The 23,902-nt window shown below is 63.9% G+C and carries 21 protein-coding genes and 1 pseudogene; 12 read left to right on the top strand and 10 right to left on the bottom strand.

The features are described 5' to 3' along the window. The first annotated feature begins 94 nt into the window (after nucleotides 1–94). Complete coding sequence (locus ACPCHZ_RS03690) at nucleotides 95–736, top strand: TetR/AcrR family transcriptional regulator (protein ID WP_423483492.1); 642 nt, start codon at nucleotides 95–97, stop codon at nucleotides 734–736. Between the two features lie 91 nt (nucleotides 737–827). Here ACPCHZ_RS03690 and ACPCHZ_RS03685 read toward each other — a convergent pair whose 3' ends face one another. Further along, nucleotides 828–1,469 (bottom strand): TetR/AcrR family transcriptional regulator, encoded by a 642-nt coding sequence (locus ACPCHZ_RS03685; protein WP_423483491.1) that lies wholly within the window; start codon nucleotides 1,467–1,469, stop codon nucleotides 828–830. A 102-nt stretch (nucleotides 1,470–1,571) separates the two neighbouring features. Here ACPCHZ_RS03685 and ACPCHZ_RS03680 point away from each other — a divergent pair, with 102 nt between their 5' ends. Further along, nucleotides 1,572–2,441 (top strand): metal-dependent hydrolase, encoded by an 870-nt coding sequence (locus ACPCHZ_RS03680; protein WP_105387184.1) that lies wholly within the window; start codon nucleotides 1,572–1,574, stop codon nucleotides 2,439–2,441. 180 nt (nucleotides 2,442–2,621) lie between these two features. After that, complete coding sequence (locus ACPCHZ_RS03675) at nucleotides 2,622–3,140, top strand: hypothetical protein (protein WP_423483490.1); 519 nt, start codon at nucleotides 2,622–2,624, stop codon at nucleotides 3,138–3,140. Between the two features lie 59 nt (nucleotides 3,141–3,199). On the opposite strand, the gene ACPCHZ_RS03670 is transcribed toward ACPCHZ_RS03675, so the two are convergent. Genes ACPCHZ_RS03670 through ACPCHZ_RS03660 form a run of 3 tightly spaced genes read right to left on the bottom strand, consistent with a single transcriptional unit; the run spans nucleotide 3,200 to nucleotide 6,398 of the window. After that, nucleotides 3,200–3,775 carry a carboxymuconolactone decarboxylase family protein gene (locus tag ACPCHZ_RS03670; RefSeq protein ID WP_423483489.1) on the bottom strand — a complete coding sequence of 192 codons (576 nt, stop codon included), beginning with the start codon at nucleotides 3,773–3,775 and terminating at the stop codon, nucleotides 3,200–3,202. A 35-nt stretch (nucleotides 3,776–3,810) separates the two neighbouring features. Next, a complete protein-coding gene (locus ACPCHZ_RS03665; protein ID WP_423483488.1) occupies nucleotides 3,811–4,908 on the bottom strand; it encodes a zinc-dependent alcohol dehydrogenase in 1,098 nt (365 codons plus the stop codon). After that, the gene (locus ACPCHZ_RS03660; RefSeq protein WP_423483487.1) at nucleotides 4,905–6,398 is read right to left on the bottom strand and encodes an acetyl-CoA acetyltransferase; all 1,494 of its coding nucleotides are present in this window, start codon (nucleotides 6,396–6,398) and stop codon (nucleotides 4,905–4,907) included. The genes ACPCHZ_RS03665 and ACPCHZ_RS03660 overlap by 4 nt, the downstream gene beginning before the upstream one ends. 180 nt (nucleotides 6,399–6,578) lie before the next feature. Here ACPCHZ_RS03660 and ACPCHZ_RS03655 point away from each other — a divergent pair, with 180 nt between their 5' ends. The 3 genes from ACPCHZ_RS03655 to ACPCHZ_RS03645 are packed head-to-tail and all read left to right on the top strand — an operon-like array spanning nucleotide 6,579 to nucleotide 8,604. Further along, nucleotides 6,579–7,172, top strand: a complete 594-nt coding sequence (locus ACPCHZ_RS03655; RefSeq protein ID WP_423483799.1) for a TetR/AcrR family transcriptional regulator — start codon at nucleotides 6,579–6,581, stop codon at nucleotides 7,170–7,172. A gap of 48 nt (nucleotides 7,173–7,220) precedes the next feature. After that, nucleotides 7,221–7,655 carry a PaaI family thioesterase gene (locus ACPCHZ_RS03650; protein ID WP_423483486.1) on the top strand — a complete coding sequence of 145 codons (435 nt, stop codon included), beginning with the start codon at nucleotides 7,221–7,223 and terminating at the stop codon, nucleotides 7,653–7,655. A gap of 49 nt (nucleotides 7,656–7,704) precedes the next feature. After that, nucleotides 7,705–8,604, top strand: coding sequence for an alpha/beta fold hydrolase (locus tag ACPCHZ_RS03645; protein ID WP_423483485.1), 900 nt, complete (start codon nucleotides 7,705–7,707; stop codon nucleotides 8,602–8,604). Between the two features lie 362 nt (nucleotides 8,605–8,966). On the opposite strand, the gene ACPCHZ_RS03640 is transcribed toward ACPCHZ_RS03645, so the two are convergent. Continuing rightward, the gene (locus ACPCHZ_RS03640; RefSeq protein ID WP_423483484.1) at nucleotides 8,967–9,515 is read right to left on the bottom strand and encodes a TetR/AcrR family transcriptional regulator; all 549 of its coding nucleotides are present in this window, start codon (nucleotides 9,513–9,515) and stop codon (nucleotides 8,967–8,969) included. A 261-nt stretch (nucleotides 9,516–9,776) separates the two neighbouring features. On the opposite strand from ACPCHZ_RS03640, the gene ACPCHZ_RS03635 reads away from it, so the two are divergent. Then, the gene (locus ACPCHZ_RS03635) at nucleotides 9,777–11,078 is read left to right on the top strand and encodes a cytochrome P450 (RefSeq protein ID WP_423483483.1); all 1,302 of its coding nucleotides are present in this window, start codon (nucleotides 9,777–9,779) and stop codon (nucleotides 11,076–11,078) included. Nucleotides 11,079–11,627: 549 nt separating this feature from the next. Here the strand turns inward: ACPCHZ_RS03635 and ACPCHZ_RS03630 are convergent. The 4 genes from ACPCHZ_RS03630 to ACPCHZ_RS03615 all read right to left on the bottom strand — a co-directional run bounded on the left by ACPCHZ_RS03630 (nucleotide 11,628) and on the right by ACPCHZ_RS03615 (nucleotide 18,145). Then, the gene (locus tag ACPCHZ_RS03630) at nucleotides 11,628–13,184 is read right to left on the bottom strand and encodes an acyl-CoA synthetase (protein ID WP_423483482.1); all 1,557 of its coding nucleotides are present in this window, start codon (nucleotides 13,182–13,184) and stop codon (nucleotides 11,628–11,630) included. Nucleotides 13,185–13,310: 126 nt separating this feature from the next. Then, on the bottom strand, nucleotides 13,311–14,465 hold the full coding sequence (locus ACPCHZ_RS03625) for an acyl-CoA dehydrogenase family protein (RefSeq protein WP_423483481.1): 1,155 nt from the start codon (nucleotides 14,463–14,465) through the stop codon (nucleotides 13,311–13,313). 57 nt (nucleotides 14,466–14,522) lie between these two features. Further along, nucleotides 14,523–16,538, bottom strand: coding sequence for a biotin carboxylase N-terminal domain-containing protein (locus tag ACPCHZ_RS03620; protein WP_423483480.1), 2,016 nt, complete (start codon nucleotides 16,536–16,538; stop codon nucleotides 14,523–14,525). Between the two features lie 5 nt (nucleotides 16,539–16,543). Continuing rightward, complete coding sequence (locus ACPCHZ_RS03615) at nucleotides 16,544–18,145, bottom strand: acyl-CoA carboxylase subunit beta (RefSeq protein ID WP_423483479.1); 1,602 nt, start codon at nucleotides 18,143–18,145, stop codon at nucleotides 16,544–16,546. 126 nt (nucleotides 18,146–18,271) lie between these two features. Between ACPCHZ_RS03615 and ACPCHZ_RS03610 the strand changes: the two are divergent. Continuing rightward, nucleotides 18,272–19,326, top strand: a pseudogene (locus ACPCHZ_RS03610) (acyl-CoA dehydrogenase family protein); the annotation flags it as partial. 3 nt (nucleotides 19,327–19,329) lie between these two features. Continuing rightward, nucleotides 19,330–19,449 carry an acyl-CoA dehydrogenase family protein gene (locus ACPCHZ_RS03605; RefSeq protein ID WP_423483798.1) on the top strand — a complete coding sequence of 40 codons (120 nt, stop codon included), beginning with the start codon at nucleotides 19,330–19,332 and terminating at the stop codon, nucleotides 19,447–19,449. A 146-nt stretch (nucleotides 19,450–19,595) separates the two neighbouring features. On the opposite strand, the gene ACPCHZ_RS03600 is transcribed toward ACPCHZ_RS03605, so the two are convergent. Beyond that, nucleotides 19,596–20,237: a TetR/AcrR family transcriptional regulator gene (locus tag ACPCHZ_RS03600; protein ID WP_423483478.1), complete on the bottom strand. Its 642-nt coding sequence runs from the start codon at nucleotides 20,235–20,237 to the stop codon at nucleotides 19,596–19,598. Nucleotides 20,238–20,377: 140 nt separating this feature from the next. Between ACPCHZ_RS03600 and ACPCHZ_RS03595 the strand changes: the two genes are divergently transcribed. The 3 genes from ACPCHZ_RS03595 to ACPCHZ_RS03585 are packed head-to-tail and all read left to right on the top strand — an operon-like array spanning nucleotide 20,378 to nucleotide 23,836. Continuing rightward, nucleotides 20,378–21,214 carry an SDR family NAD(P)-dependent oxidoreductase gene (locus ACPCHZ_RS03595; protein ID WP_423483477.1) on the top strand — a complete coding sequence of 279 codons (837 nt, stop codon included), beginning with the start codon at nucleotides 20,378–20,380 and terminating at the stop codon, nucleotides 21,212–21,214. Between the two features lie 31 nt (nucleotides 21,215–21,245). Continuing rightward, on the top strand, nucleotides 21,246–22,169 hold the full coding sequence (locus tag ACPCHZ_RS03590) for a ferritin-like domain-containing protein (protein WP_423483476.1): 924 nt from the start codon (nucleotides 21,246–21,248) through the stop codon (nucleotides 22,167–22,169). Beyond that, the gene (locus ACPCHZ_RS03585) at nucleotides 22,166–23,836 is read left to right on the top strand and encodes a flavin-containing monooxygenase (protein WP_423483475.1); all 1,671 of its coding nucleotides are present in this window, start codon (nucleotides 22,166–22,168) and stop codon (nucleotides 23,834–23,836) included. Before ACPCHZ_RS03590 ends, ACPCHZ_RS03585 begins: the two co-directional genes overlap by 4 nt. Nucleotides 23,837–23,902 lie beyond the last annotated feature (66 nt).

Here is a 23,902-nt window from a genome sequence, read left to right as displayed (position 1 = left end):
TGTAGTCCGCGAAGTCCTAAGGTGGCACGCGCCACCACTGGGGGCGGATGCCACCAGATTGTTGCGACCTACTGTGGGTTGCCAGGGTGGACATGTGCGGACGCGGTCGAAGAGATGGGGCGGGCGTACCGGTGCTGAACGCCGGGCGGAGCGCCGTCAGCGCCTCATTGATGCCGCGACGGAAATCTGGAGTGAGAGCGGTTGGGCAGCAGTCACGATGAGAGGAGTGTGCGCCAAAACCGGCCTGAACGACCGTTACTTCTACGAAGACTTCAAGACCCGCGACGAGTTACTTGTCGCTGCATGGGACGGCGTGCGCAACGAGATGCTCGGTGAGGTTTCTGCGACGCTCGCAGAAAGCATCGGGCAGCCGCCGATGGAGACCATCCGCGTGACCATCGCCGCGGTGGTCGACCGGATTGCAGAGGATCCGGGCAGGGCGAAAATTCTACTGGCTCAACACGTGGGCAGTTCCCCGCTTCAGGATCGGCGCGCTGTCGCACTGCAGGAGGCGACACACCTGATGATCGCAGCCAGTGAGCCACACCTGAGGCCGGAAGCCGATGAAACCGCCCTTCGGATGGACACACTGGTGGCCGTTGGTGGCTTCGTCGAATTGATCACCGCATGGCATGCAGGTTTGCTTGACAACATCCAGGGGGAGATCGTGGAGCACACGAGTCGGCTTGCCGAGACGCTCGCCGAACGTTATTTGGTCGACGACGCTGGCCTCTAATGTTGTACAGCGGCGTTCACGTGTTCAGTCCGGAATGAAGCAAGCGGAGGCACCTCGACATTCGCGAAGCGCGGCCGGGAGGCGCCAGAAGCTAACTCTGAGGTTTAGCTTTGGTCGTGGCCGACTCGACTGCGTTCTGCAGCAGCACATAGCTGCCGAGGCTGCCCAGGAAACCTGCGCAGTGCTGAACGAGTTCATCGGTGGTGAACTCGAGTTCTCCGTCGAGCCAGCGGCGCAAGACTTCGAATAACCCACCCACGCCCAATGTCGAGGCCAAATGGGCAACGCCCACTGCGGAGTCGGCGATGTCAAGGTGAAGTCTGGCCTCACGCAATACGAGGTCGGTGAAACCGGTCATCATGTCGCTGCGTAACTCCCGAAGCAGCGGCTCCGTTGCAGATTCCACGAACAAGATCCGACCCAGTCGAGGATCGTTTTCGATCATGCTGACCAGCCCGCGGATCGGCGCGTACGCGAGCACCTCGGGTGGGGCGCCGGCATCAAGGATCGCGTTAACTATCACCTCCTGGAAGGTTGCGTAGAGCTGCTGGTAGACAGCTCGCAAGAGGGCGTCTCTGTCAGGGAAATGCTGATAGAAGTAACGTGACGTCACACCGGACTCAGCGCATACGGCAGTCACCGTGGCGGCGGCAACGCCGTGCGTGCCGATCAACTCCATCGCGGCCTCGATGAGACGCGTGCGCCTGTTCCGGTGACGCTCCTCGGCGGACATCCCGCTGTACACCCGCACCGATCGCACAACGCATAGCTTGCCATCTAATTCTGACTAGGCGTAAAGTCAGATAACCAGTGCCCATGACAACAGGAGAACAACATGAGCGACGATTCGTCCACACGGCCCACCACGCGGGTCGTCCCGAAGCCCCGCCGTGTCCGATTCGACATGCCTGCTGGGACCAGTCGGCAGCACTTCGTCGATGGCGACTTGGTGATGAGCCACTTTGTGTCCACTTTGTCGGCCACGTTCCCCGAAGGCGAAGACTTCTTCATCCGGTCAGTCCGCGAGTACCGGGACCACATCAGCGACGCTGACCTGAAGGAGGCGGTCAAGGGATTCATCGCTCAAGAGGCCACCCACCGGCACCAGCATCGGCTGCTCAACGATCGCCTTCAAGCGATGGGCTATCCCACCGAGGGGATCGATCGGCATATCAAGAAGTTGGTTGGCCGACTCGAGAAGCGTTTTTCTCCCAAGATGCGCCTGGCTGTGACGGCAGCCCTCGAGCACTACACGGCGACATTCGCCGAGATCATTCTCACCAGCGACGAAGCTCAAGAACTGATCGGCTACACCGAGGTGCGGCCGATTCTGCTTTGGCACGCACTGGAGGAATGCGAGCACAAGGCCGTCGCTTTCGATGTCTACGAGACGGTCGGTGGAAGCGAACGCACCAGGGTCTGGGGAATGCGGATCGCCAGTCTCCTATTGTTCACCGAGTTGGTCATCCAGACCACCCGCTCTCTGGCCGGCGATCGTGCCGCCTACAACCCGGTGCGGTTGCTGCGCAGCCTTCGAGCCTTCCGTCATAACCCGCTGTTCAGCCGAGCAGCGATTGAGCGCTTCCGTTCCTACACCCACGCCGGGTTCCATCCCGACGACTGGGATAGCGCAGAAATCCTCGAACGTTGGACCAAGGAACTCTTCGACGCCGATGGCGGCCAACAGCTACGGAGTAATGTGTAGTCGACAAGTACTTTTGTGGTGAAAGCCGCCATATGGAACGACCTCTTCACGACGAAAGTGCGTTGCGCCGTGGCCGCATCACGCGTTCAGGCATTCCGCTGATGCGGGGCGGAAGGGCCATTACCGCCGTCCCGTCAGCGTCCGAAGACGTCTCGGCAGATCTGGACACAAGTTGGCGCCGTGTCAGCGGGCGCGCATGTCTTCTACGAATTGCTGTCCGGAGTTGCGATGCCGTTCGCGTCGGTGATTGGTCCGGTGCCGGCAGCGACGGGTTGGGGCATGAGCACCGCAGTAGTACTTCGCATGGCGGAACGTGCCGATAAGCGTCACGAGGCTGTCCTCGGTGTTGTGAACGGCCTGTTCCTGACGACCGTGTTGGCTCACTTCATACACTGGCCGAAGCGCTGGAGATTTGGTGTGCCAAGCCTGTCCGAGTGCGAAGGACTATGCGGCCCAATCCTGTTGCCTTACAACGTTATCCTCTATATTTTGGGACTCAGTGCTGTAGCCGGATTGCTGGAGAATGGTCGCCGAGGTGCGGTCCGTGGTGCGATCGTCCCGCTGGTGGGTGTCCCAGTTCTCCTTCGACTGCAGCGGATGGAATTCCGCCGGCTCAGTCTTCAGGCCCGGCGCAATCCTCGGTGGTGGAATCGCCGTCTGCATGCAACCGCCCGACCGTTCGACATCGTCAGATCCTGACCAACAGGTGCTAGGGGCAGAGTCATAGCACGGAGTCGACATGGCGAGCCGATCACCGTTCAGTCAACGGAGGGTCGAACTCCGTCAGGGGGCCATGCTTCGAGGCCGTCTTCTAGCGGCACGTGCAAGGACCGCAGCAGCGCTGAGAACAATCTCCAATTCCCGATCGCGGCGACGAGTTCGACGAGGACGGCCGGGTCCCCCTGCAACGCGCGGTGACACTCAGCCCAGGTTTCATCCGAGATGGTGCCGTCACGCAACGTCTCGTCTGTCGCCGCCAGTACCGCCCGCTCGGCTTCGCCGAAGTGGCCGGCGTTCTGCCAGTCGCGCACCGCGAGCAGGTCGCGTTCGGGCACATCGAGCAAGCGGGCAACCCTCCAGTGTTGCGTCCATTCATAGACCGAATCAGTGACCCAGCCGATTCGCATGATGATCAGCTCCCGTAGACGCGCATCCAGCGCGCCTTTCCACAGCAACGCCTCCAGCATTCCATGCAATGCGACGGCCACAGGGGGCTGATGAAGCGCGATCCTGAAAACAGACAGTTCAGCCATGGCGTCCGGAATCCCGCATTGAGCGGCGCGCTCGCGGGCATCTGGCAGGGCAAGCATGTCAACCCGGCTTTGGCTGCTCACGGTGGATCCTTCCGGTTGGGCGCTAGTTGGCGCTGTCAGGCGATCGGCACAAAGACGTTGTGCAGAGCGGGAACCCGGTCCGGCTCGTTGCCGGCCAGAAGGTCGAGCAGCCCGGGCAGGCCGGCGAAACCGGTGATCTCGCGGTGCAATTCTTCGAAGGGCCAACGCCTAGAGACCAGCAGCTCGATGGCGCTTTGGTAGGCGGGGTAGTCGACCCCCAACGAACCGAAGATGCGTAGTTCTTTGAATACGAGCAGGTCTGGCTCGAAGCCCGGCGCTCCTCCGCCGCCGCGTGTGCCCGCGACCACCACGCGTCCGCCGGGCTGCGCGAGTGCGACGGCGTCCGCGAATGCGGCTGGCGCCTTCGCGGTGACGTCGACGACGACATCTGCGAGCCGGCCGGTCGCCTTTTGCAGGGCCTGCGCCGGGTCGTCTTCGGTGACGTCGATGGTCAGGTCCACGCCGAACTGGTGGGCTGCGGCTAGCCGAGTTCGGTCGCGAGGGCCGACCCCGGTCATCGCGACGAATGCCGCTCCGGCCTCCTTGGCGGCTACGGCAGCACAAATCCCGCGGATCCCTGGTCCGAGGACCGCGACGACGTCGCCCGGGCTTGTCTTGGGCAACATGGCAGCCCATTTGATCCCTGCGCCAAGCGGATTGAACAACGTCGCGACGATCGGGTCGAGTCCGTCCGGGACCGGCAACAACATGGAATCGAACGGCAGATGCAGGTGGGTTGCGTAGCCTCCCCACAGGCCGGGCGGGATGTTCACGTCGACGAAGCCGAACATGGTGGCGAGGCCGTTGCTCGAGCACCTGCGATACTCGCCGCGGCCGCACGAGTCGCACTCCCGACACGATCGGAACACCTCGACGGCGACTCGCTGACCCGCCGAGACGCCCCAACGCTCGCGCGCGGCGTCACCGATTCCCTCGATGACGCCGATGATCTCGTGTCCGGGGATGAAGGCGAACCCTGTCGGCAGGTGTCCGCTGAACTGCTCGTGGTCGGTTCCGCAGAGCCCGCACGCCTCGATCCGCAGGAGACCGGACTCGTCGTCGATGCGCGGCACCGGAAGATGCCGCCGTTCAAGGGTGCGCGGCTTGGTCAGCACGAGCGCGTCGGCGTTCACGACAGTTCGAATTCGACGTGTCCGTCCGCCTGCCGCACGGCGACTTGGTGTCCGACGCACATGTCTCGTGACATTGCCACCGCCACCTCGGCATCGTCACTGCGCGCCGCGACGCGGCGGCCGTCGGTCATGCGCGCGAAAATGGGCACCCAGGAGGGGCCTTGGTCACGGTCGTGCACGACGGTGTATCCATCTATGGTCGCCTCTCCGGATGCGTCGGCGGGAGAAGCGACCGGCAGGGAGGTACCGTCGATCGCAGACTGCGCATCGGCCATGTCCGGAGTCTGCCATCCCGTTGGCGGTGGGGTCGCCGACCACAGACCCAGCGAGTGCTTTGTGATGTACCAGCCCAGTCCGGACACGAGCCCGACGGCGTCCGGGTCGCTCCTGCAGCGTCGCACCATCTCGACGATCGAATGGCTGACATAGTTGTTACCCGGCCCTCCGTGGTAGGGCAGTCCGCCGGTCACCGTGAACCCGCGGTCATCCGCCGGGGCGAGATCCAAGGCGTCGATCGCCGCCTCGACCGCGGAAGGAAAGCAAGAGTAGAAATCAAACCATCTGATGTCGTCGATGTGAAGTCCACTGGCCGCCAATATCGCCTTGCCGGCGGCCCTTATTCCGGCGGAACGACCCAGATCAGGCCGCTGAACCGGGAAATACACGTCGTTGCATGTGGCCGACGACCACGGGAAGACCCAACGATCACTGGGCACTCCGAGTTCCTCGGCGACTTCGGCGGCCATGATCACGAAAGCGGCAGCCATATCCACGGCGATGATGCTGTTGAGCAGCTTCGGATACGGCTCGCACACCATCCGGTTAGCCGGGGAGACCGTGCTGAGCTCGTCTGCGCTACGGGCACGCGGAAACCAGGCCTGCTCGGGATGTCGGGACGCCTCAACCGTGAACGGAGCCATCAAGTCACCCAGCCAGCGGCGCTGTTCGTCGAATGTGCGGCCTGATCGGGCCGCGATCGCGGATTCGAAGATCGGGTACACCTCGTGCGGCCAATGTAACCCGGCGCCCATCTCGGCTTCGCTCAGTCCCGGGCGGGTGTCACCGAGTGACTCGTCCTGTGCTGCGATGGGTTTGGGCTCCAAAAGCGCGCTACCGGATGCGACTTTGCGTGCTGACGCGCCGCTTTCCGCTCCGACGATCAGAGCCGCGTCGCTGACGCCGCGCCAAATGCGGCGGCCGAGGACCTCGACCAGATACTGGGGGGTGTTGCCGCCGACCGGACAACTGATGCGATGATTCGGCGTCAGCCCAGTCGCTTCGGCAATCCTCGACGCGGGGTCGTCGCGTGGGATCATCAAGATTCCGGGCGTCGCCACGGTATCGATGCGATGCCCGATCGCGGCCGAAGCATCATGCAGTGCTCGACGCGCGGCCTCGGCGGCCAAATCGATGGGATCGACGGTGCCTTCACCGCGATGTGTGAGTTCACCGACGCCGACGACAACCGGAGTGCGTGGTGGGATGGCCAACGGTCAGATCACGCTCATCGTCGAGGTCTTCTATGCGACACGACTGCGATATTGTCACATCCGTTTCCATGCGACAACCGCGGGTGTTCGACAGAGCGAGTCCCTCGACAGGGCATACTCGTACCCGTGACGAAGAGATCGTTGCGGCGGGGCGACGCGACTCCTGGGCGAAACCGCGATATGGCGCGCGATCGCCTACTCGACGCCGCCGAAACGTGCCTGCAAGGCAAGGGGCTGTCGGGCACCACGATGGAGGATATCGCCAGGCAAGCGGGCGTATCGCGCGCCACGGTCTATCGCTACTTCGCGAGTCGCGAATCCGTCGTATCCGGTGTCATCGTCCGCGCAGCGGAACGCTACCTGCACCGCACCAGCGGACGGATCTTGGCGCACACCGACTTGGGCTCTGCCATATTGGACTTCGTTGCAGTCACGGTGCGCGCGGCACGCCGCGAACCGATAATCGGCATGCTCTTCGCCAGCGACGATGAACTCGCCGGCGTGGGACTGGCCGAGGGAACGTCGGTGGCGCTGTTCGAACTCGTCGCCGAGTTTCTGCGACCCGTGTTCGCCGCACATTGGCATCAACTCGAAGCCGGCGTTTCGGTCGATGACGCCGCCGAATGGATTCTGCGCATCATCCTCAGCTTGCTCTCGGTTCGCGGCCCCCGGCACCGCAGCCCCGAAGGAATCGACGCTTTCTTGCGCCGATTCCTGCTTCCCGCGCTAATGGCCGACACTCACAGTTGCATTACTGCGACAACTGCGGAGTAGTGTCTCAACGATGGCATCGGTATCGCTGAACGAAACGAGGCGCTGACCATGGACTTCCCCCAGTTCAACATGCAAATAGCCGAGGAGCTCCAGCAAGCGGGAGGAACCTCGGGAGGGCTCGCCAAGTACTTGGACTTCCGCCACATCGAGTTCTCCGCCGGGAGACTGGTAGTGGAAATGGACGCCCGAGCCGATTTGTTGACTCCCTTCGGCACTCTGCATGGCGGATGTCTGTCAGCGATGGTGGACCACTGCTTGGGCGTGGTGTTCTATCCGGTCATCCCTACTGGGTCCTGGGTCGCCACAACCGAATTCAAACTGAACCTCCTGCGTCCGGTGTCCAGTGGAGTCTGCGTTGCGGTCACCGACATCATCGCGCTGGGTAAGCGTAGCGGCGTCGCCAGGATCGACATCACTAACATGGGGCGCCCAGTATGCGCCGCACAGGGAACAGTGACCGTCGTCGGCCAGAGCGCCTCGTGATCGGGTCGTGGAACGAGACGCAGCCCAAGATGACCATCGAGCACACCAAATGACCCCTACGTTCGAGCGTGTCCGGAACGAAGACGGAACCGACCTTGCCGCCGATGTCTACCGACACGAATCCGCCCGTGCAGTCGTCATATTGCTGCACGGCGGAGGGCAGAACCGCCACGCCTGGGCGACTACGGCGCGTCGCTTACACGCGCGCGGGTATACCGTCGTCGCTTACGACGCTCGCGGTCACGGCGACAGCGAGTGGGACCCCGATGGCCGATACGATCTCGACCGACTCGCATCCGACCTCCTATCCATTCGCCGATATGCCAGCGATGGCCGCCCGCCGGCGGTCGTTGGCGCATCCTTGGGCGGCATGACGGTGTTGGGAACGCATCTGGTGGCGCCCGCCGATCTGTGGGGAGCCGTCGTACTGGTCGACATAACTCCGCGAATGGAGTTTCACGGAGCACGCCGCGTCGTGTCGTTCATGGGCGCCCACCCCGACGGATTCGACACGCTCGACGCGGCAGCGGACGTCATTGCCGAGTACAACAAGCATCGCGCTCGGCCCAAGAATTTGGACGGCCTCCGAAAGGTCTTGCAGCAGCGCGATGACGGTCGGTGGATCTGGCGATGGGACCCGGCGTTCATAGCTTCCAACTTCGAGTTCCTGCAGGGCGACCCAGCAACTGGTGCCGAACAATTCGGCGCCATAAGCGAACTTCTCATCGAAGGGGCCCGCCGCGTGCGAGCACCAACGCTTCTCGTTCGCGGCGTTCAGTCCGACGTGACGTCGCAGAAGTCGGTCGAGGAGTTCCTCGAAGTCGTACCGCACGCCGAGGCTGTCGACGTTTCGGGTACGGGTCATATGGTTGCGGGCGACGACAACGACGCTTTCACCTTGGCAGTCGCAGATTTTCTCGACCGCACGCTGAACGACTCGTCGGACTGAGTGTCTTTCAGGGCCCTGCGATGGCCGCGGCCCGGACGTCAGGTTGTCATGGCCTCACGAACCACTTCCGTGAACGCATTCCTCGGGCGGGTTGCACATCCGCGGGTACGAAGGCCTCGATGCCAATCGAAAAATACTGACAACGCCAGACCGGCAACGGCCAGACCGACGAAGATGAGCTTCTACTTCCACACCTCCAGCAGGGCCCGCTGTCATTTCCGGTCAAAAGGTGAGGAGGTAGTTCCGGGATGAGTTCTATCAACGTCGCAACTGGCCGGGTTTTCAACCGTCGTCAACATCGACAATGAGATCGGCTTGGGGAGACGAAGGCGAAGGCCTTGCTGGGCTCAGTGGCACGCTCTTTAGGCGCTCAAAGCTGGCCCGAGGAACCGCTCAATGATCTCACGTTCTGTGCCAGGAACGCTTTCCGGCCAGTGCCACAGCGCAAGCACTGCGCGCACGAACCACTGGGCGGCGGCCTCGTCGTGACGATCTGAGCCGATCATGCTTGTCGCGATGCCGGTGACGATCGGCGAGGTCTCGATCCATCGCCGGGTCTTCGGATTGGATGACCGAAGCAGTTGTTGGACAATGTGTTCCGTGCGGAGGTGGTGTAGGGCCACGCTGACGGCGACGACGATCCGCTCATGCCCTGTCAAATCGCAGATTGTGTCGTCCACGGCGTTTACGATGCGCGACGACAGCCTCACCACGACCGCTTCGCAAATCGCGGCTTTCCCACCCGCGTGACGGTAGATCGTTGCCGGCGAACAGTGGACCGACGCGGCGAGTTCGTGGATGGAGAAATCATCGAAGCCTCGGCGTCCGATCAAACTCGCGGCCGCCTGGAGAATCCTTTCAGTCGCGGCGGCCGCTCTGGGCTGCTCGAGTAGCCAGTCGTTGCCTGTCACTTCCAAGGCCTTCCGATGTTCGACACCCGTGGTCGGCTTGGGAGATTTCTCGGTATGAGAATCAATAGACTCTCCCAACCGCAGTATTAGCATTTCACAGCTCTATAGTGATAATCCAGACCCGCCGAGGGCAGACGATTTCCCATCAACTGTTGCCGCACAATTGACGCGGTGGATCGCCGTTGGCCAGTCTTGATTCCATGACTTACTGCGCAGCGCGCTCAGGCACAAACCGTCCGGCGACGTTAGCGGGGACTACCGGTGAGTAGATTGCGCTCGGATAGCGCGGTGCGGCAAATCGGGAAACCGGTGGTGGGGGCCATCGGAATGAACATCGCTGCGGCCGTGCGCGTCCGGCGCCGTGGCTATGCAGGATGGACCGGCGCGGTAAACACCGATTACGATCCACTCGATCCAGCGACCGCGGCGCAGCCATTCGACGCCTATCGCGCGCTGCACGCCGGAGGGCGGGTGCACTACAACCCCAAACGTGCGACCTTCATTCTGGGCCGACACGAAGACATCCGAGCAGCCCTACGCGACACCGAGGCCGTCACAAGTAGCCAGGGCGTCACCCGAATGAAGATCTCGGCACCGATCTTGGTGCTCACCGACGGCGATGACCACATTCGGCTTCGCAAACAGGTTCAACCCGGATTCACCAAGGGAGCGATGAGCGACTGGCAGGGGATGGCAGACCAACTCGCCAAAGAACTCGTCGCCGACGTCGTCGCCAACCCCGGTTGCGACGTGATGGCGCACCTCGCCGTGCCTTTGCCCATCCGAATGATCGCGCACATAATCGGGATTCCGCCCGAAGATGTCCAGAACTTTCGATCATGGTCCGAAGACGGTGTCGGCGTCATCAATGCCGGCGTGAGCCCCGCCGGGCTGCGGCAGGGGTTCAAGGGGGTTCGGGCGATCGCGGCACTGCGCCGGTACTTCAAGGATCAGTTGGCCTCGGGCAAGCTCAAGGGGTCAGATACCGTACTGGGTCGGCTCGTCGATAACAACGAGGACGGCAAGCTCTCCGACGACGAGCTCTTCTTCATCGCGATGCTACTGTTATTCGCTGGGAATGAAACCACCACCAACCTCATCGGCGGGATGTTCGACACTCTTGCCCACGCCCCCGATCAGTTCGCCATGATCCGAGACGATCCCGACCTGATCCCCAGCGCTGTAGAGGAACAGCTGCGGTACTCGACGCCCATCCAAAACCTGTACCGCTACACTCGCACCGACTACAGGGTCGGTGAGGTGACTATCCCGAGCGGGTCGCGCCTCTTGTTGGCATTCGGCGCGGCCAATCGCGACCCTGAGGTCTTCGAGGATCCCGATACCTACCGCGCTGACCGAAATCCGCGCAACCACATCGCATTCGGCTACGGCGTTCACATGTGCATCGGAGCAACCCTCAGTCGCATGGAGGGCCAGGCGGTGCTCCGCGAACTCACTTCCCAAGCCTCGGCCATCGCAGCGGCCGGTTCGGCCACCTGGTCAACCAACAGCTCACTTCGGGGCACCACGTACCTGCCGATTCGGCTGACACCCGCGCGGTGATGAACGAAAACTGTCCGAGAAACCGATGCGTGAATCAACGCGTAATCGGTGACGGTGGATCTCAGCTGGGTGCGCCACGCCAGAGCGTGGGCTTGGCCGCAGTCGACCGCGGTAATCCTCGCAGCGTAGTAACACCGATGATGTCGGACGGATGGGTGTGGTGACCGACGGCGATCCAGATGTCTCGGGCCTCGTGGTCCGAGTTCGATTCATGTTTCGACGCTGCCACGGGGCTCTACTGCGGGAAGGCTGATCGGGTGGAGTGGTCGGTCGCCGCCGTACGACACTGAAGCACCCCTTTCGCGGAAGCTCATCGGCGTCAGGGACGCTCAAGCACCTATCGCGCAAGGTGACAGGCGAGCGCATGGCAAGACCCACCCGCAACATTTGCCGGATGTCGTATACCTCCCGGTTGTCTCGGCCGACAGGTCCCAACCTGCGCCTCTAAACGTTAGCGATAAATAACATCTTCAGCTATTTGCAGCGTGACCGTGGCTACTCGTCGCGACAACACTTCCCAAACCCGCGCTCCGCCTCCGGTGTCGTGCCTCAGCGCTGGACGACGCCGCCCTCGACGCCGGTGAATCGCTTGCGCAGCTCGGTCTTGAGGAGCTTGCCGGTGGCGTTGCGGGGCAGCTCGGCAATGAGGTGCACTTCGCGCGGACACTTGAAATGCGCCAGCCGCTCGCGGCACCAGGCGATCAGTTCGTCGGCGCCGGGTTCCTGTTCGGCGGCGGGGTCGGCCATCACCACGGCGACGACGCGTTCACCCCACTTCTCGTCGGGACCGCCGACTACCGCCGCGTCGAGCACACCGGGGTGGCGGAACAGCACCTGCTCGACCTCGATCGGGTAGACATTCTCCCCGCCCGAGATGATCATGTCCTTCTTGCGGTCGACCAGCGTGATGTAGCCGTCGGCGTCGATCCGGCCGAGGTCGCCGGTGTGGAACCAGCCGCCCCTGAAGGCCTCGGCGGTGGTCGCCGGCTTCATCCAGTACCCGACGAACACGTTGGGTCCGCGCACCAGGAGTTCGCCGACGGTGTCGATCGGGACGTCCCGGTCGTCGGCGTCCACGATGCGGGCATCGACGTGCATAGCGACCCGGCCGATTGATCCGGCCCGCGTCGTGATGTTGGCGGCATCCAAGACCGAGACCATGGGTGCAGTCTCGGTCATCCCGAATCCCTCGGTGAAGGGGACGCCGCGTTGCTGCATGAAGTCGATGACGGTCAGCGGCATCGGCGCGCCGCCGCCCATGGCCAGACGCAGCGCGGAGAGGTCGTAGGAGTCGAAGTCGGGCACCTGAGTCAGCGCTGACCACATCGCCGGCACCATGAACTGGACGGTGGCACGGCTTTCGGCCATCGCCTTGAGCGTGCCCACCGGGTCGAACGACGGCAGGATCACGCTGGTCCCGCCGACGTAGAGCAACGGCAACGTATGTACCCCGAGCCCGCCGATGTGGAACATAGGGGCGACTGCGACAGTCACGTCACTGCCGGTCAGGCCTTGTTCGGCGCCCAGCACGTTGATGGCGTTCCACAGTAGGTTGTCGTGGGTGAGGATGGCGCCCTTCGGGCGGCCGGTGGTGCCCGAGGTGTACATGATGAACGCGGCGTCGCGGCCCTCGACGTCGCTGTCGAGTGGCGCGGGCGCACCGTCGGAGAGGAGGTCTGGGTAGGCGATCTCACCGTCGGCCGGGGCGCCCCCGGCGCGGACCGTGTGGCGGACCCGGACCCCCGGCTCGGCCAGCGCGCTGACCGCCGCCGCTGCTAGCGGCTCGTGGAACACGAACACGTCGGCGCCGGCGTCGGCGAGGATGTAGCCGATCTCCGGGCCTGCGAGTCGGACGTTGATCGGGATGGTGATGGCGCTGATCTTCGCGCAGCCGAGGAGGACCTCCATGAACTCGACCGAGTTCACCAGCAGTATGGCCACCCGGTCCCCCTTGCGGACGCCGAGACGCAACAGGTTCGAAGCGACCTGGTTGGTGCGCCGATCGAAGTCGGAGTACGTGAAGCTGGTGTCACCGCAGACGAACGCCGTGCGCTGCCCGTTGAGGAAGGCCCGTTTGGTGACCCACTGACCGATACCGCGATCCATGTTGATTTGCCTCCTCGGCAGTTTTGGTTGACAAATGCTCGTTAAGGCAGGACCCGGCCCCGGCGGGCGACCGATCACCACCGTCCGTCTTGTAGACCGAAGCGGACACGAACGGATGAAGGATGCTCAGTATGAGCGGGGCAGGTTGAGGCTGTGCTGTGCCACGTAGTTGAGGATCATCTCGCGGCTGATCGGCGCGGTGCGCATCAGCCGTGCCGGGCCCCAGAGAGTGGCCAGCCCGTACTCGGTGGCCATCCCGTTGCCGCCGTGCGTCTGGATCGCCTGGTCGAGGGCCAGGATGCCGGCCTCGGCCGCAGCGTATTTGGCCATGTTCGATGCCTCGCCCGAGCCGGGGTCTCCGGCGTCGTGCAGTGAGGCCGCCCGTTGAGTCATCAGTCGGGCCAGCTCCAGCTGGATTTTAGCGTGCGCGAGTGGGTGCGACAGGCCCTGGTGGGCTCCGATCGGCACGTCCCAGACCGTGCGCTCGCGCGCATAGGCGGATGCCTTGTCCAGCGCATAGCGGCCGATGCCGTTGCCCAGTGCGGCGCCCATGATGCGTTCGGGGTTGAGGCCCATGAACACCTGGCGCAGGCCGTCGTTCTCCGCACCGATCAGGTTCTCGGCCGGCACTCGCACGTCGTCGAAGAACAGAGTGAACTGCTTCTCCGGCGTCACGGCTTGGACCGGGATGAGGGTTTTGGTCAGCCCGGGCGCGTCGGTCGGGACCACGAGCAGGCTCAGCCGTCCGCGTCCGCGGTCGTCGGTCGCGGTGCGGGTGACGACCAGGATGGCCTCCGCCTCGTCGACGCCGGAAATGTAATACTTGGTGCCGTTGAGCACCCAATCCCCACCGACGCGCTTGGCGTGGGTGGAGATGTTGTGAGAGTTCGAGCCCGCATCCGGCTCGGTGATCGCGAACGCCATGATGACCTCGCCGCTGGCGATGCCCGGCAGCCAGCGCGACTTGAGTTCGTCGCTGCCGAAAGCCTCGATGATCGTGCCGCAGATGGTGGGGGACACCACCGTCATCAGCAGCGGGCAGCCGGCCGCGGCCAGTTCCTCACCGACGATCTGCATGTCGTAGATGCCGCCGCCACCGCCGCCGTACTGCTCGGCGATGTTGACCCCGAGGAACCCCTGTTTCCCGACGGCGTGCCAGAGTTCCGAGCTCTTTTCCCCGCCGAGCGACTTGGCCACGTAGTAGTCGTGCCCGAAGTCCTTGGCGATCTCGGACACGGCCTTGCGCAGCGCTCGCCGCTCCTCGGTCTCATGCAGCTCCATACCGCTCTCCTACTTTGAAGTCACCGGCCACCGGGCCGGTGACAGGTCGGGTGGTGCTCAATCCTGGTCTGCACCGGCGGCCGCTCCGACCACCGCGAGGGCATCGCCGGTGGACACCTGCTGACCCACCTCGACCGAAAGCTCGGCGACGATCCCGTCGATCGGGCTGACGATGGTGTGTTCCATCTTCATCGCCTCCACCACGACCAGCGCCTGCCCGGCCGTCACGACGTCGCCCGCGGCGACGGGCAGCCGGATCACCGAACCCGGCATAGGCGCCGTCAGCGAGCCCGCCGGCTTTAGCGCGCTCGGGTCCAGGAACCGTGGTACCTGCGTAAACGCAGTGGACCCGGCAGGGCTGTCAACATAGGCGATGTCGGCGTCGAGGACGACGTCGTAGCCGCGCCGTACCCCGCCGGTCTCCAGGACCACCCGGTTCGGCCGCTGCACGAGCACGCTGACGTCCTCGACCGGCTTGCCGTCGACTTCCACCTCGACGCCGTCGCGGAGCAGCGCATAGCTCACCCGTCGCTCCCGGCCGTCGGCGGTCAGCCATCCGGTGGACTGCAGCTGGGACGGGTTGTTGCGCCACCCGGCAGGCAGCGTCGGCTGGACGGGGGCCGCCGCGCGGCGTCCCGCGACCTGGGCGAATGTCGCCGCGATGGCGTGCAAGCCCTCCCCGTCGCTGTCGATGAGGGCTGCGCCGAGGCCGGCCACGTCGTGGCGGTCGAGGAACCCGGTGTCGGTGCCGCGTCCGGCGAACTCGTCGTGGCGCAGAACGCGAACCAGCAGATCCCGGTTGGTGGTGAGTCCGTGGATCCGGGCGCCGGCGAGCGCGGCGGACAGCGCGCCGAGCGCCTCGGCCCGGGTGGGCGCCCAGGCGATCACCTTGGCCAGCATGGCGTCATAGTGGTGGCTGACCACCGAGCCGTCGCGCACGCCGGAGTCCACCCGGACCCCGACGTGGTCGGGGATCTGCATCGTGCGCAGCGTCCCGGTCTGCGGCAGGTATCCCTTCGTGGGGTCCTCGGCGTAGAGCCGGGCCTCGACCGCGTGGCCGGTGATCCGCGGCTCGCTCACCTCGGCGGGCAGTGGCCGACCCATCGCCACCAGCAGCTGCAGGCGCACGAGGTCGAGCCCGGTGACGAGTTCGGTGACCGGGTGCTCGACCTGCAGCCGGGTGTTCATCTCCAGGAAGGCGAACGTCCCGTCGTCATCGCCGCCGTTCGCATCGAGGACGAACTCGACCGTTCCGGCCCCGACGTAACCCACGGCCTGTGCCGCCGCGACCGCCGCCGCGCCCATCCGGGCGCGCAGGTCGTCGTCGACGACGGGGGAGGGCGCCTCCTCGATGACCTTCTGGTGGCGGCGCTGCACCGAGCACTCCCGCTCGAACAGCGAGACAACCGTGCCGTGCATGTCGGCCATCAGCTGGATCTCAACGTGGCGGGGACGCTGCACGTACCGCTCGAGGAACACCGTGCCGTCCGAGAACGCCGACATCGCCTCGCGCGACGCCGAGGCCACGGCTCCGTCGAGGTCGTCGGCCGACTCGACAACCCGCATGCCGCGCCCGCCGCCACCCGCGCTCGCCTTGACCAGCAGCGGGTAGCCGATCTCGGCGCCGAGCTTGCGCAGCTTGTCGGGGTCCAGGCCGGTGGCGTCGCCGCCCGGGAGAACCGGCACGCCCGCATCGGCCATCATCGCCTTGGCCGTCAGCTTGGAACCCATCGCATCGATGGCATCCGGCGGTGGGCCGACGAACACGAGCCCGGCGTCGGCGCAGGCCCGCGCGAAGCCGGCGTTCTCCGACATGAAGCCGTAGCCGGGATGCACGGCGTCGGCGCCGGTGAGCAGGGCGGCGGCGATCACCCGGTCACCGTCGAGGTAGGTCTCCGCCGGCGAGGAACCCGGCAGCCGGACGGCCTCGTCGGCGTCGTCGACGTGCCAGGCGTCGGCGTCGGCGTCGGAGTACACGGCGACGGTGGCGATGCCGAGTTCGCGACAGGTGCGAAACACGCGCCGGGCGATCTCTCCCCGGTTGGCCACCAGCAGCTTCTTGATCACGGGCATCGCCATCACATCCGGAACACGCCGTAGCCACGCTGGCCACGGATCTCGCTGTTGTGGACCACGGACAGGCAGAACCCGAGAACGGTACGGGTGTCGCGCGGGTCGATTATCCCGTCGTCGTAGAGCCTGCCGCTGTTTGCCAGCGCCAACGACTCACGCTCGATCTGGCTCTCGACGGCAGCGCGCATCTGGGTGTCGGCCTCCTCGTCGAACGGAAGGCCCCGGTCGGCGGCCGACTCCCGCGCCACGATCGACAGCACGCCCGCGAGCTGGGCCGGGCCCATGACGGCCGAACGCGAGTTGGGCCAGGTGAACAGGAACCGGGGAGAGTAGGACCGCCCGCACATCCCGTAATTGCCCGCACCGTAGGACGCGCCCATCACAATCGTCAGGTGCGGGACAGCGCTGTTGGATACTGCGTTGATCATCTTCGCGCCGTCCTTGATGATGCCACCCTGCTCGTACTCCGCGCCGACCATGTAGCCGGTGGTGTTCTGCAGGAACACCAGCGGCGTGTCGATCTGGTTCGCCAGCTGGATGAACTGGGCGGCCTTCTCCGCATCCTCACTGAACAGGATTCCGCGCGCGTTGGCCAGGATCCCTACCGGGTATCCGTGGATCGAGGCCCAACCGGTGACCAGCGAGGTGCCGTAAAGCGGCTTGAACTCGTCGAAGGCCGATCCGTCCACGATGCGGGCGATGACATCACGTGGGTCGAAGGGAACCTTGGGGTCCACCGAAGCGATCCCGAGGAGCTGGTCGGGGTCTCGCAGCGGGGGGGCCGGCGACTGTGTCGGGCCCGGCCCGAGCTTGCGCCAGTTCAGTCTGGCCATGATGCGCCGCCCGATCCGGATGGCGTCCTGCTCGTCCTCGGCCATGTAGTCGGCCAGCCCGGAGGTGCGGGCGTGCATGTCGGCGCCGCCGAGCGACTCATCGTCGGACACTTCGCCGGTCGCCATCTTCACCAGCGGCGGACCGCCGAGGAAGACCTTGGACCGGTTGCGGACCATCACCACGTAATCACACATGCCGGGGATGTAGGCGCCGCCTGCCGTCGAGTTGCCGAATACCAGTGCGAGCGTCGGCAGCCCCAGCGCGCTGTGCTGGGTGAGGTCGTGGAATAGCTGGCCCCCGGGCACGAAGATCTCGGCCTGCGTGGGCAGGTCCGCCCCGCCCGACTCGACGACGTTGATGATGGGCAGCCGGTTCTCGCGGGCGACTGCCATGCCCCGGAACACTTTTCGGAAGGTGTAGGGGTTCGAGGCTCCGCCGCGCACGGTCGGGTCGTGCGCGATGATCATCGACTCGACGCCTTCGACGATGCCGATGCCGACCACAACGCTGCCGCCCACCGGAAACTCCGTGCCCCACGCCGCGAACGGGCAGAGTTCCAGGAAGGCCGTGTCGGGGTCGATGAGCAGCTCGACACGCTCGCGGGCCAGCGTCTTACCGCGGCTACGGTGCCGGGCGACGTATTTCTCGCCGCCGCCACCGTTGGCCAGCGCTAGCTGTTCGGCGAGCCCATGGAGCTGCGCGATGAGTCCCTCGCGATTCTCGAGGTATACCGGCGCGCGGGTGTCGACCCGGTCGGGCAGGACGTCAACCAACTTTTCCTCCAGGTGACATCAACGTCGATCTCCTGACAGGCTACGTTATCGGTCATTAACATTCGACGACAATGGGGTCGACGGGGCGATCGTCCCGTCCCCGCGATCACGGCAGGAGCAACTCACATGAAACAGCCGGATCAGCGGGAAGCGGAGGCGGCCGCAGCCGACCCGTGGATGACGCCCGAGCGCATCTCGTTGCGCAACCTCGCCATGTCGTTCACCCAGAAGGAGATCGTTCCTCACTTGCAATTCTGGGAGGACGCCGGAGAGCTCCCTAGAGAACTCCACCGCCGAGCAGCCGCAGCGGGGTTGCTGGGCATCGGGTTCGCCGAAGAGATCGGCGGCTCCGGCGGTGACCTGCGCGACCTGGTGCTGCTCACCGAGGCCGTGATGGAGGCCGGCGGCTCGTCGGGCTTACTGGCCAGCCTACTTACGCATCACATCGCAGTGCCCCATATGGCCGCGCAGGGCGATCCCGAGCAGATCCGCAGCTTCGTGGCGCCGACCCTGGCCGGGGAGAAGATCGGCAGCCTTGGCATCACCGAACCCGACACCGGTTCTGACGTCGCCGGCATCCGCACTACCGCACGGCGCGACGGGGACCACTACGTGGTCAATGGTGCGAAGCTCTTCATCACCTCGGGTGCCCGCGCCGATTTCGTGACCACCGCCGTGCGTACCGGCGGCCCGGGCCCATCGGGGATTTCTCTGCTCGTGGTGGAGCGTGGCGCCACGGGTTTCTCGGTCTCGCGGGCACTGATGAAGATGGGCTGGCTGTGCTCCGACACTGCCGAACTCGGATTCACCGACGTGCGCGTGCCGGTAGTTAATCTGGTTGGCCCCGAAGGCAGCGGATTTCTGCAGATCATGCAACAGTTCCAGGTCGAACGTGCTTTCATCGCCGTCCAGTGTTACGCCACGGCCCAGCGCTGCCTCGACCTGACGCTGGATTGGGTGAAGAAGCGCGAAACCTTCGGTCGACCGCTATCCACCCGACAGGTGGTGCGGCACAAGATCGTCGATATCGCGACGGCCGTCGACGTGGCCCGTACGTACACCCGTGCCGCTGTGGACCGCATAGTCGCCGGAGACACCGACGTGCGGATGGTCTCGATGGCCAAGAACAAGCCGTAGAGGCCTGCGCGCTCGCCGTTGACACCGCCGTCCAATTATACGGTGGCATGGGCTACCTACGCGAGACCGAGGTCGAAAGGCACTATCGCGATTCGCGCATCCTGGGTATCGGGGGCGGCACCACCGAAATCATGAAGGAGATCATCGCCAAGCGGATTGGCCTCTGAGTGAAGCCGCCATTCGACAGCAGGAGCGTCGGCTTGGCAGGTCGACGAGACGGACCTTCCACCGTTTCCAAGGTAAGTCAACGTGTGTCACGAACCGCTGCGGCGAATGCAGCCTTTGCGAATGGGAAATTCCGCCCAAGTGCCATCTAGCCAGACATATCAACCACGTAGCGGCGAGCCAGCGTTTCAGCAAGTCTGCTCGTATGTTCGACGATGTCGACCTGACTTACATCGACCAGAAGTCCTGCTTGCCAGGCGCTGATAAGTTCGACGAAACCGCCGACCGCTACGAAAGTGTCCATGCGCAAAGCCATTTCGTCTGCGTCAGGCCTCAGATGTGGTCGGCTGGCCGCCATGACGAGCTGGGTGGCTTCCTGCAAGGCCGCCGCACGACGATCTTGCAATGTTGAACTGCCGACGTGTTGCGTCAGCAGTATCTGGGCTCGGCCAGCATCCTGCGAAATGCGGAGGACGACGATCGAGATCGCGGCGCGAATTATCTCGACAGGTGGTTGACCGACACGTTCGGCAAATGTTGCTGAAACCTCGCCGAGCATCTCGTTTCGGACACCGTCCCACGCCGCCACCAGCAGCTCATCGCGGGTCTTGAACTCCTCGTAATAATAGCGATCGTTCAACGCGGCTCTGGAGCAGACCCCACGCATGGTAACCGCAGCCCATCCGCTCTCCGTCCAGATATCTGTTGCCGCGGCGACTAGGCGCTGCCGCCGGTCAGCCCGCCGTTCGGCGCCTGTACGCCCGCCCCACCTTGCTGCCTTCGTCCGCACGCATACATCTTGACAAAGACTTACCACCCCCGCCAAACTGGTGGCATGCGACCACAATTGTGTTCACTGCCACCAAGCGGCAGCAGATTGGCTTGGTTCACCGGTTCAGCATGGTCCAATTTGCAAAGGGCTCAGTACTGATGGATTTCTTGTGGTGGGGCAAGTCGCCTCGCAGAAGTGACCGCGCGAACGCGGTTGTTACAGGGGCTGGCAGCGGAATTGGTCGCGCTTTTGCGGTAGAGCTCGCCCGCAGATCGGGACGGGTGGTATGCGCCGACATCGACCCCGTGCGTGCCAAGGAGACGGTCGGGCTCGTCGTCCAAGCCGGCGGCGAGGGGCTCGACATCGCATGCGATGTCTCGGACGAAGAGCAGGTCCGCGAACTCGCCGACAGCGCCGAGAAGTGGTTCGGCGCGGCAGCCAGCCTGGTGATCAACAACGCGGGCATCGGAATCGGTGGCAATGTCATCGGCGCGACGCCCAAGCGGGACTGGGAGACGACGCTCTCGATCAACTTGTGGGGAGTGATCTACGGCTGCGAGATCTTCGTACCGCGACTTCGCGCGAAGGGCAGCGGGGGAATAATCAACGTCGCATCGGCTGCAAGTTTCGGGGCGGCGCCCCGGATGGGTGCCTACAACGTCAGCAAGGCCGGCGTGCTCTCGCTATCCGAGACTTTGGCGGCCGAACTGAGTGGTACCGGTGTGGGGGTGACAGTGCTGTGCCCGACATTCGTCAAGACCAACATCGTCGATAACCCTGGTATTGAGGAGTCGGCCGCCAAGCTGGCAACGAATTTGATGAAGTGGACGGGCGTGTCGGCGGAATCGGTGGCGCGCAAAACGTTGGACGCGAACGATCGCGGTCAGTTGCACGTCCTACCCCAAGTCGACGCGAAGATTCTCTGGTTATTCAAGCGGGCAGTGCCTGCCACATATACCCGTGCGCTCGGTTTAGTCGAGCGAATTGCACGCTAAGTCATAAAAGACAAGGACAAAGGAGACTCCAATGGCATTCAAATACAGCGATATGCTCGAGACGATCAAGAACCGGCAGTGGGCGCTGGCCGACATCGATTGGGATGCGCCGGGCGCCGATAAAATCACTGATGAGCAGCGGCCCGAACTGAAGCAGTTCATGGCTGACGTGGTGTGGATAGAACACGTCGGTGCACGCGCGTTCGCCGCCATGGCGCCGAAAGCGCCGTTCGAGGCTCTAGGTGAAATCTACCGGTATTTCCATGCCGAGGAGCAGCGGCACGCCAACGCGGAGCTGGCGCTCATGCAGCGGTGGGGGATGCTCGAGGAAGGGGAAATCCCGGTGCCGAACAAGAACATTCGACTGGTCATCGAGTGGATCGACCGATACGCCGAGGCCCTCCCGCTGACGGTGATCGGAGCGGCGATCCCCGCCTTGGAGACTGCGCTCGACGGAGCATTGCTCAAGTTCCTTCTCGACGAGGTGCAGGATCCGCTCTGCGCCGAGGTCTTCAACAAGGTCAACAACGACGAATCGCGGCACTTGGCAGTCGGATTCCAAGTTCTGAACGACCTCGGCGCCAGCCCCATGCGCATTCATGCGATTCAGACGATGGGGGCGCTCATCGACCCGAGAATCCTTCTCGGCGGCGTACTCTACGTGCCGTTGCTCACCAGGATGTTGACCAATCTCAACGCCATGGGATTGTCGGAGGAGAAGCTGTACAACGCGGTGATGCGGTACGAGAACGTCGGAGATCGTAGTGAGTTCACGCGCCGCGTTCCGGGTTACCACATCTTGAAGGCTCACATGTCCGCCAGCATCAAGCGTTCTCAGCCATTGCATTTCATTTCGCAGCGGCTGGGTACCGCCATCGACCACTTCCCCACCGAGGTGCTCGGTAAGTCACCGACGTGGACAGAAGAGCTGACCTACGAACCGGTAGCCAGATGAGCGACACCACGACCGTCTTGATCGTCGGTGCGGGTTTCGCCGGCCTGGGAACCGCAATCCAGTTGCTAAAACAGGGTATTGACGATTTCGTTGTCCTTGAACGTGCCGACGAGGTGGGTGGTACCTGGCGGGACAACACCTATCCCGGCGCGGCGTGCGACATCCCGTCGCTGCTCTATTCCTACGGGTTCGAGCAGAATCCGGACTGGTCCCGCGCCTATTCGGGCAGCGCCGAGATCCTCGGCTACATCAAGGCGATGGTGGACAAATACTCGCTGTCGCGTTTCATCCGGTTCGGAGTGAACGTCACCGGTCTGGAGTTCGACGAGGAAAGCGCACTGTGGACGGCGCAGACAGCTGACGGCTCGCAGTTCACGGCGCGCACCGCAGTGATGGCCAGTGGGCCGCTGGCGAATGCGAGCCTGCCGGACATCCGCGGACTGGACACCTTCGATGGTCACAAGATCCACAGTGCGCGTTGGGATCACGACTACGACATGAGCGACAAACGTGTCGCCGTGATCGGCACCGGAGCCAGCGCTGTTCAGATCATTCCCGAACTGGTGAAGACTGCGCGGTCGGTCAAGGTCTTCCAACGCACCCCCGGCTGGGTCCTCCCTCGGCCCGACTTCTCCCATCCGCAATGGGTGCGGACGGCGTTTCGTCGCTTGCCCCGCGTTCACAACGTCGGACGGCAGGCGTGGTTTTGGGGCCACGAGCTCATGGCCGTCGGCATGGTCTGGGATACCCCGGTCACCACTGGCATCCAGCTACTGGCGAAGGCGAATTTGCGGAGGCAGGTATCGGATACTTGGCTCAGGCGCCAGCTGACGCCGAACTTCCGTGCTGGCTGCAAACGGATGCTGATGAGCAGCGATTACTACCCCGCTCTTCAGCACGACAACTGCAAGCTCGTCTCGTGGCCGATCGCGACCCTGTCGCCGAATGGCATACGGACCGCAGATGGCATCGAACACGAAGTGGACTGCATCGTCTTCGCCACCGGCTTCGATGTATGCAAGGCTGGCACACCTTTTCCCATCCGAGGCGCGCATGGTCGTGAGCTCTCCGACGAGTGGTCCCAGGGCGCCTATGCGTACCGGAGCGTCACCGTCGCAGGCTATCCCAATCTTTTCTTCACCTTCGGACCAAATTCAGGGCCCGGCCATAACTCGGCCCTCGTGTACATGGAGGCCGAGATCAACTATATCGTCAAAGCCATCGGCGCGATCATCGACAATGATCTCAGTACGCTCGAGGTCCGCGAAGATAAGCAAAATAATTACCACCGCGAGGTACAGCAACGGTTGGTAAGCACGACATGGAATTCGGGTTGCAAGAGCTGGTACCTCACGAATGACGGATACAACGGCACCATGTACCCCGGTTTCGCCACCCAGTTCAAGCGCGCACTGTCCAAGGTCGACATGGGTGATTATGTAACGACCCCGACAACCGCACGAACTGAGCACCACCCAACCGAACACGCCCAAAACGGCTCGAATGTGGCCAAGGTTGCCCAGGGCCGCAAGGCCAAGGTAGCCCAGGGCCGAAAAAGCGCAGGCGCCCTGCCAACGCGGTCTGACGTCAAAGCCGACGTCCTGGACGTGGGCGTCGGGAAAGTACCGCCTAAGCGCGCAGCCTCGAGAGTGAGGAAAGACGCTTGAGTGTCCATGTCGCAGGCGACGAGAATGCCCCCACCTCCGGAGCCCCTACGTACGAGGTCCCCACCC

The organism is Mycobacterium sp. NPDC050041 (assembly GCF_049541695.1).
Lineage (GTDB): Bacteria > Actinomycetota > Actinomycetes > Mycobacteriales > Mycobacteriaceae > Mycobacterium.
The sequence above is the reverse complement of the archived record's forward strand: the minus strand, read 5'-3'. Positions and strand labels throughout refer to the sequence as shown.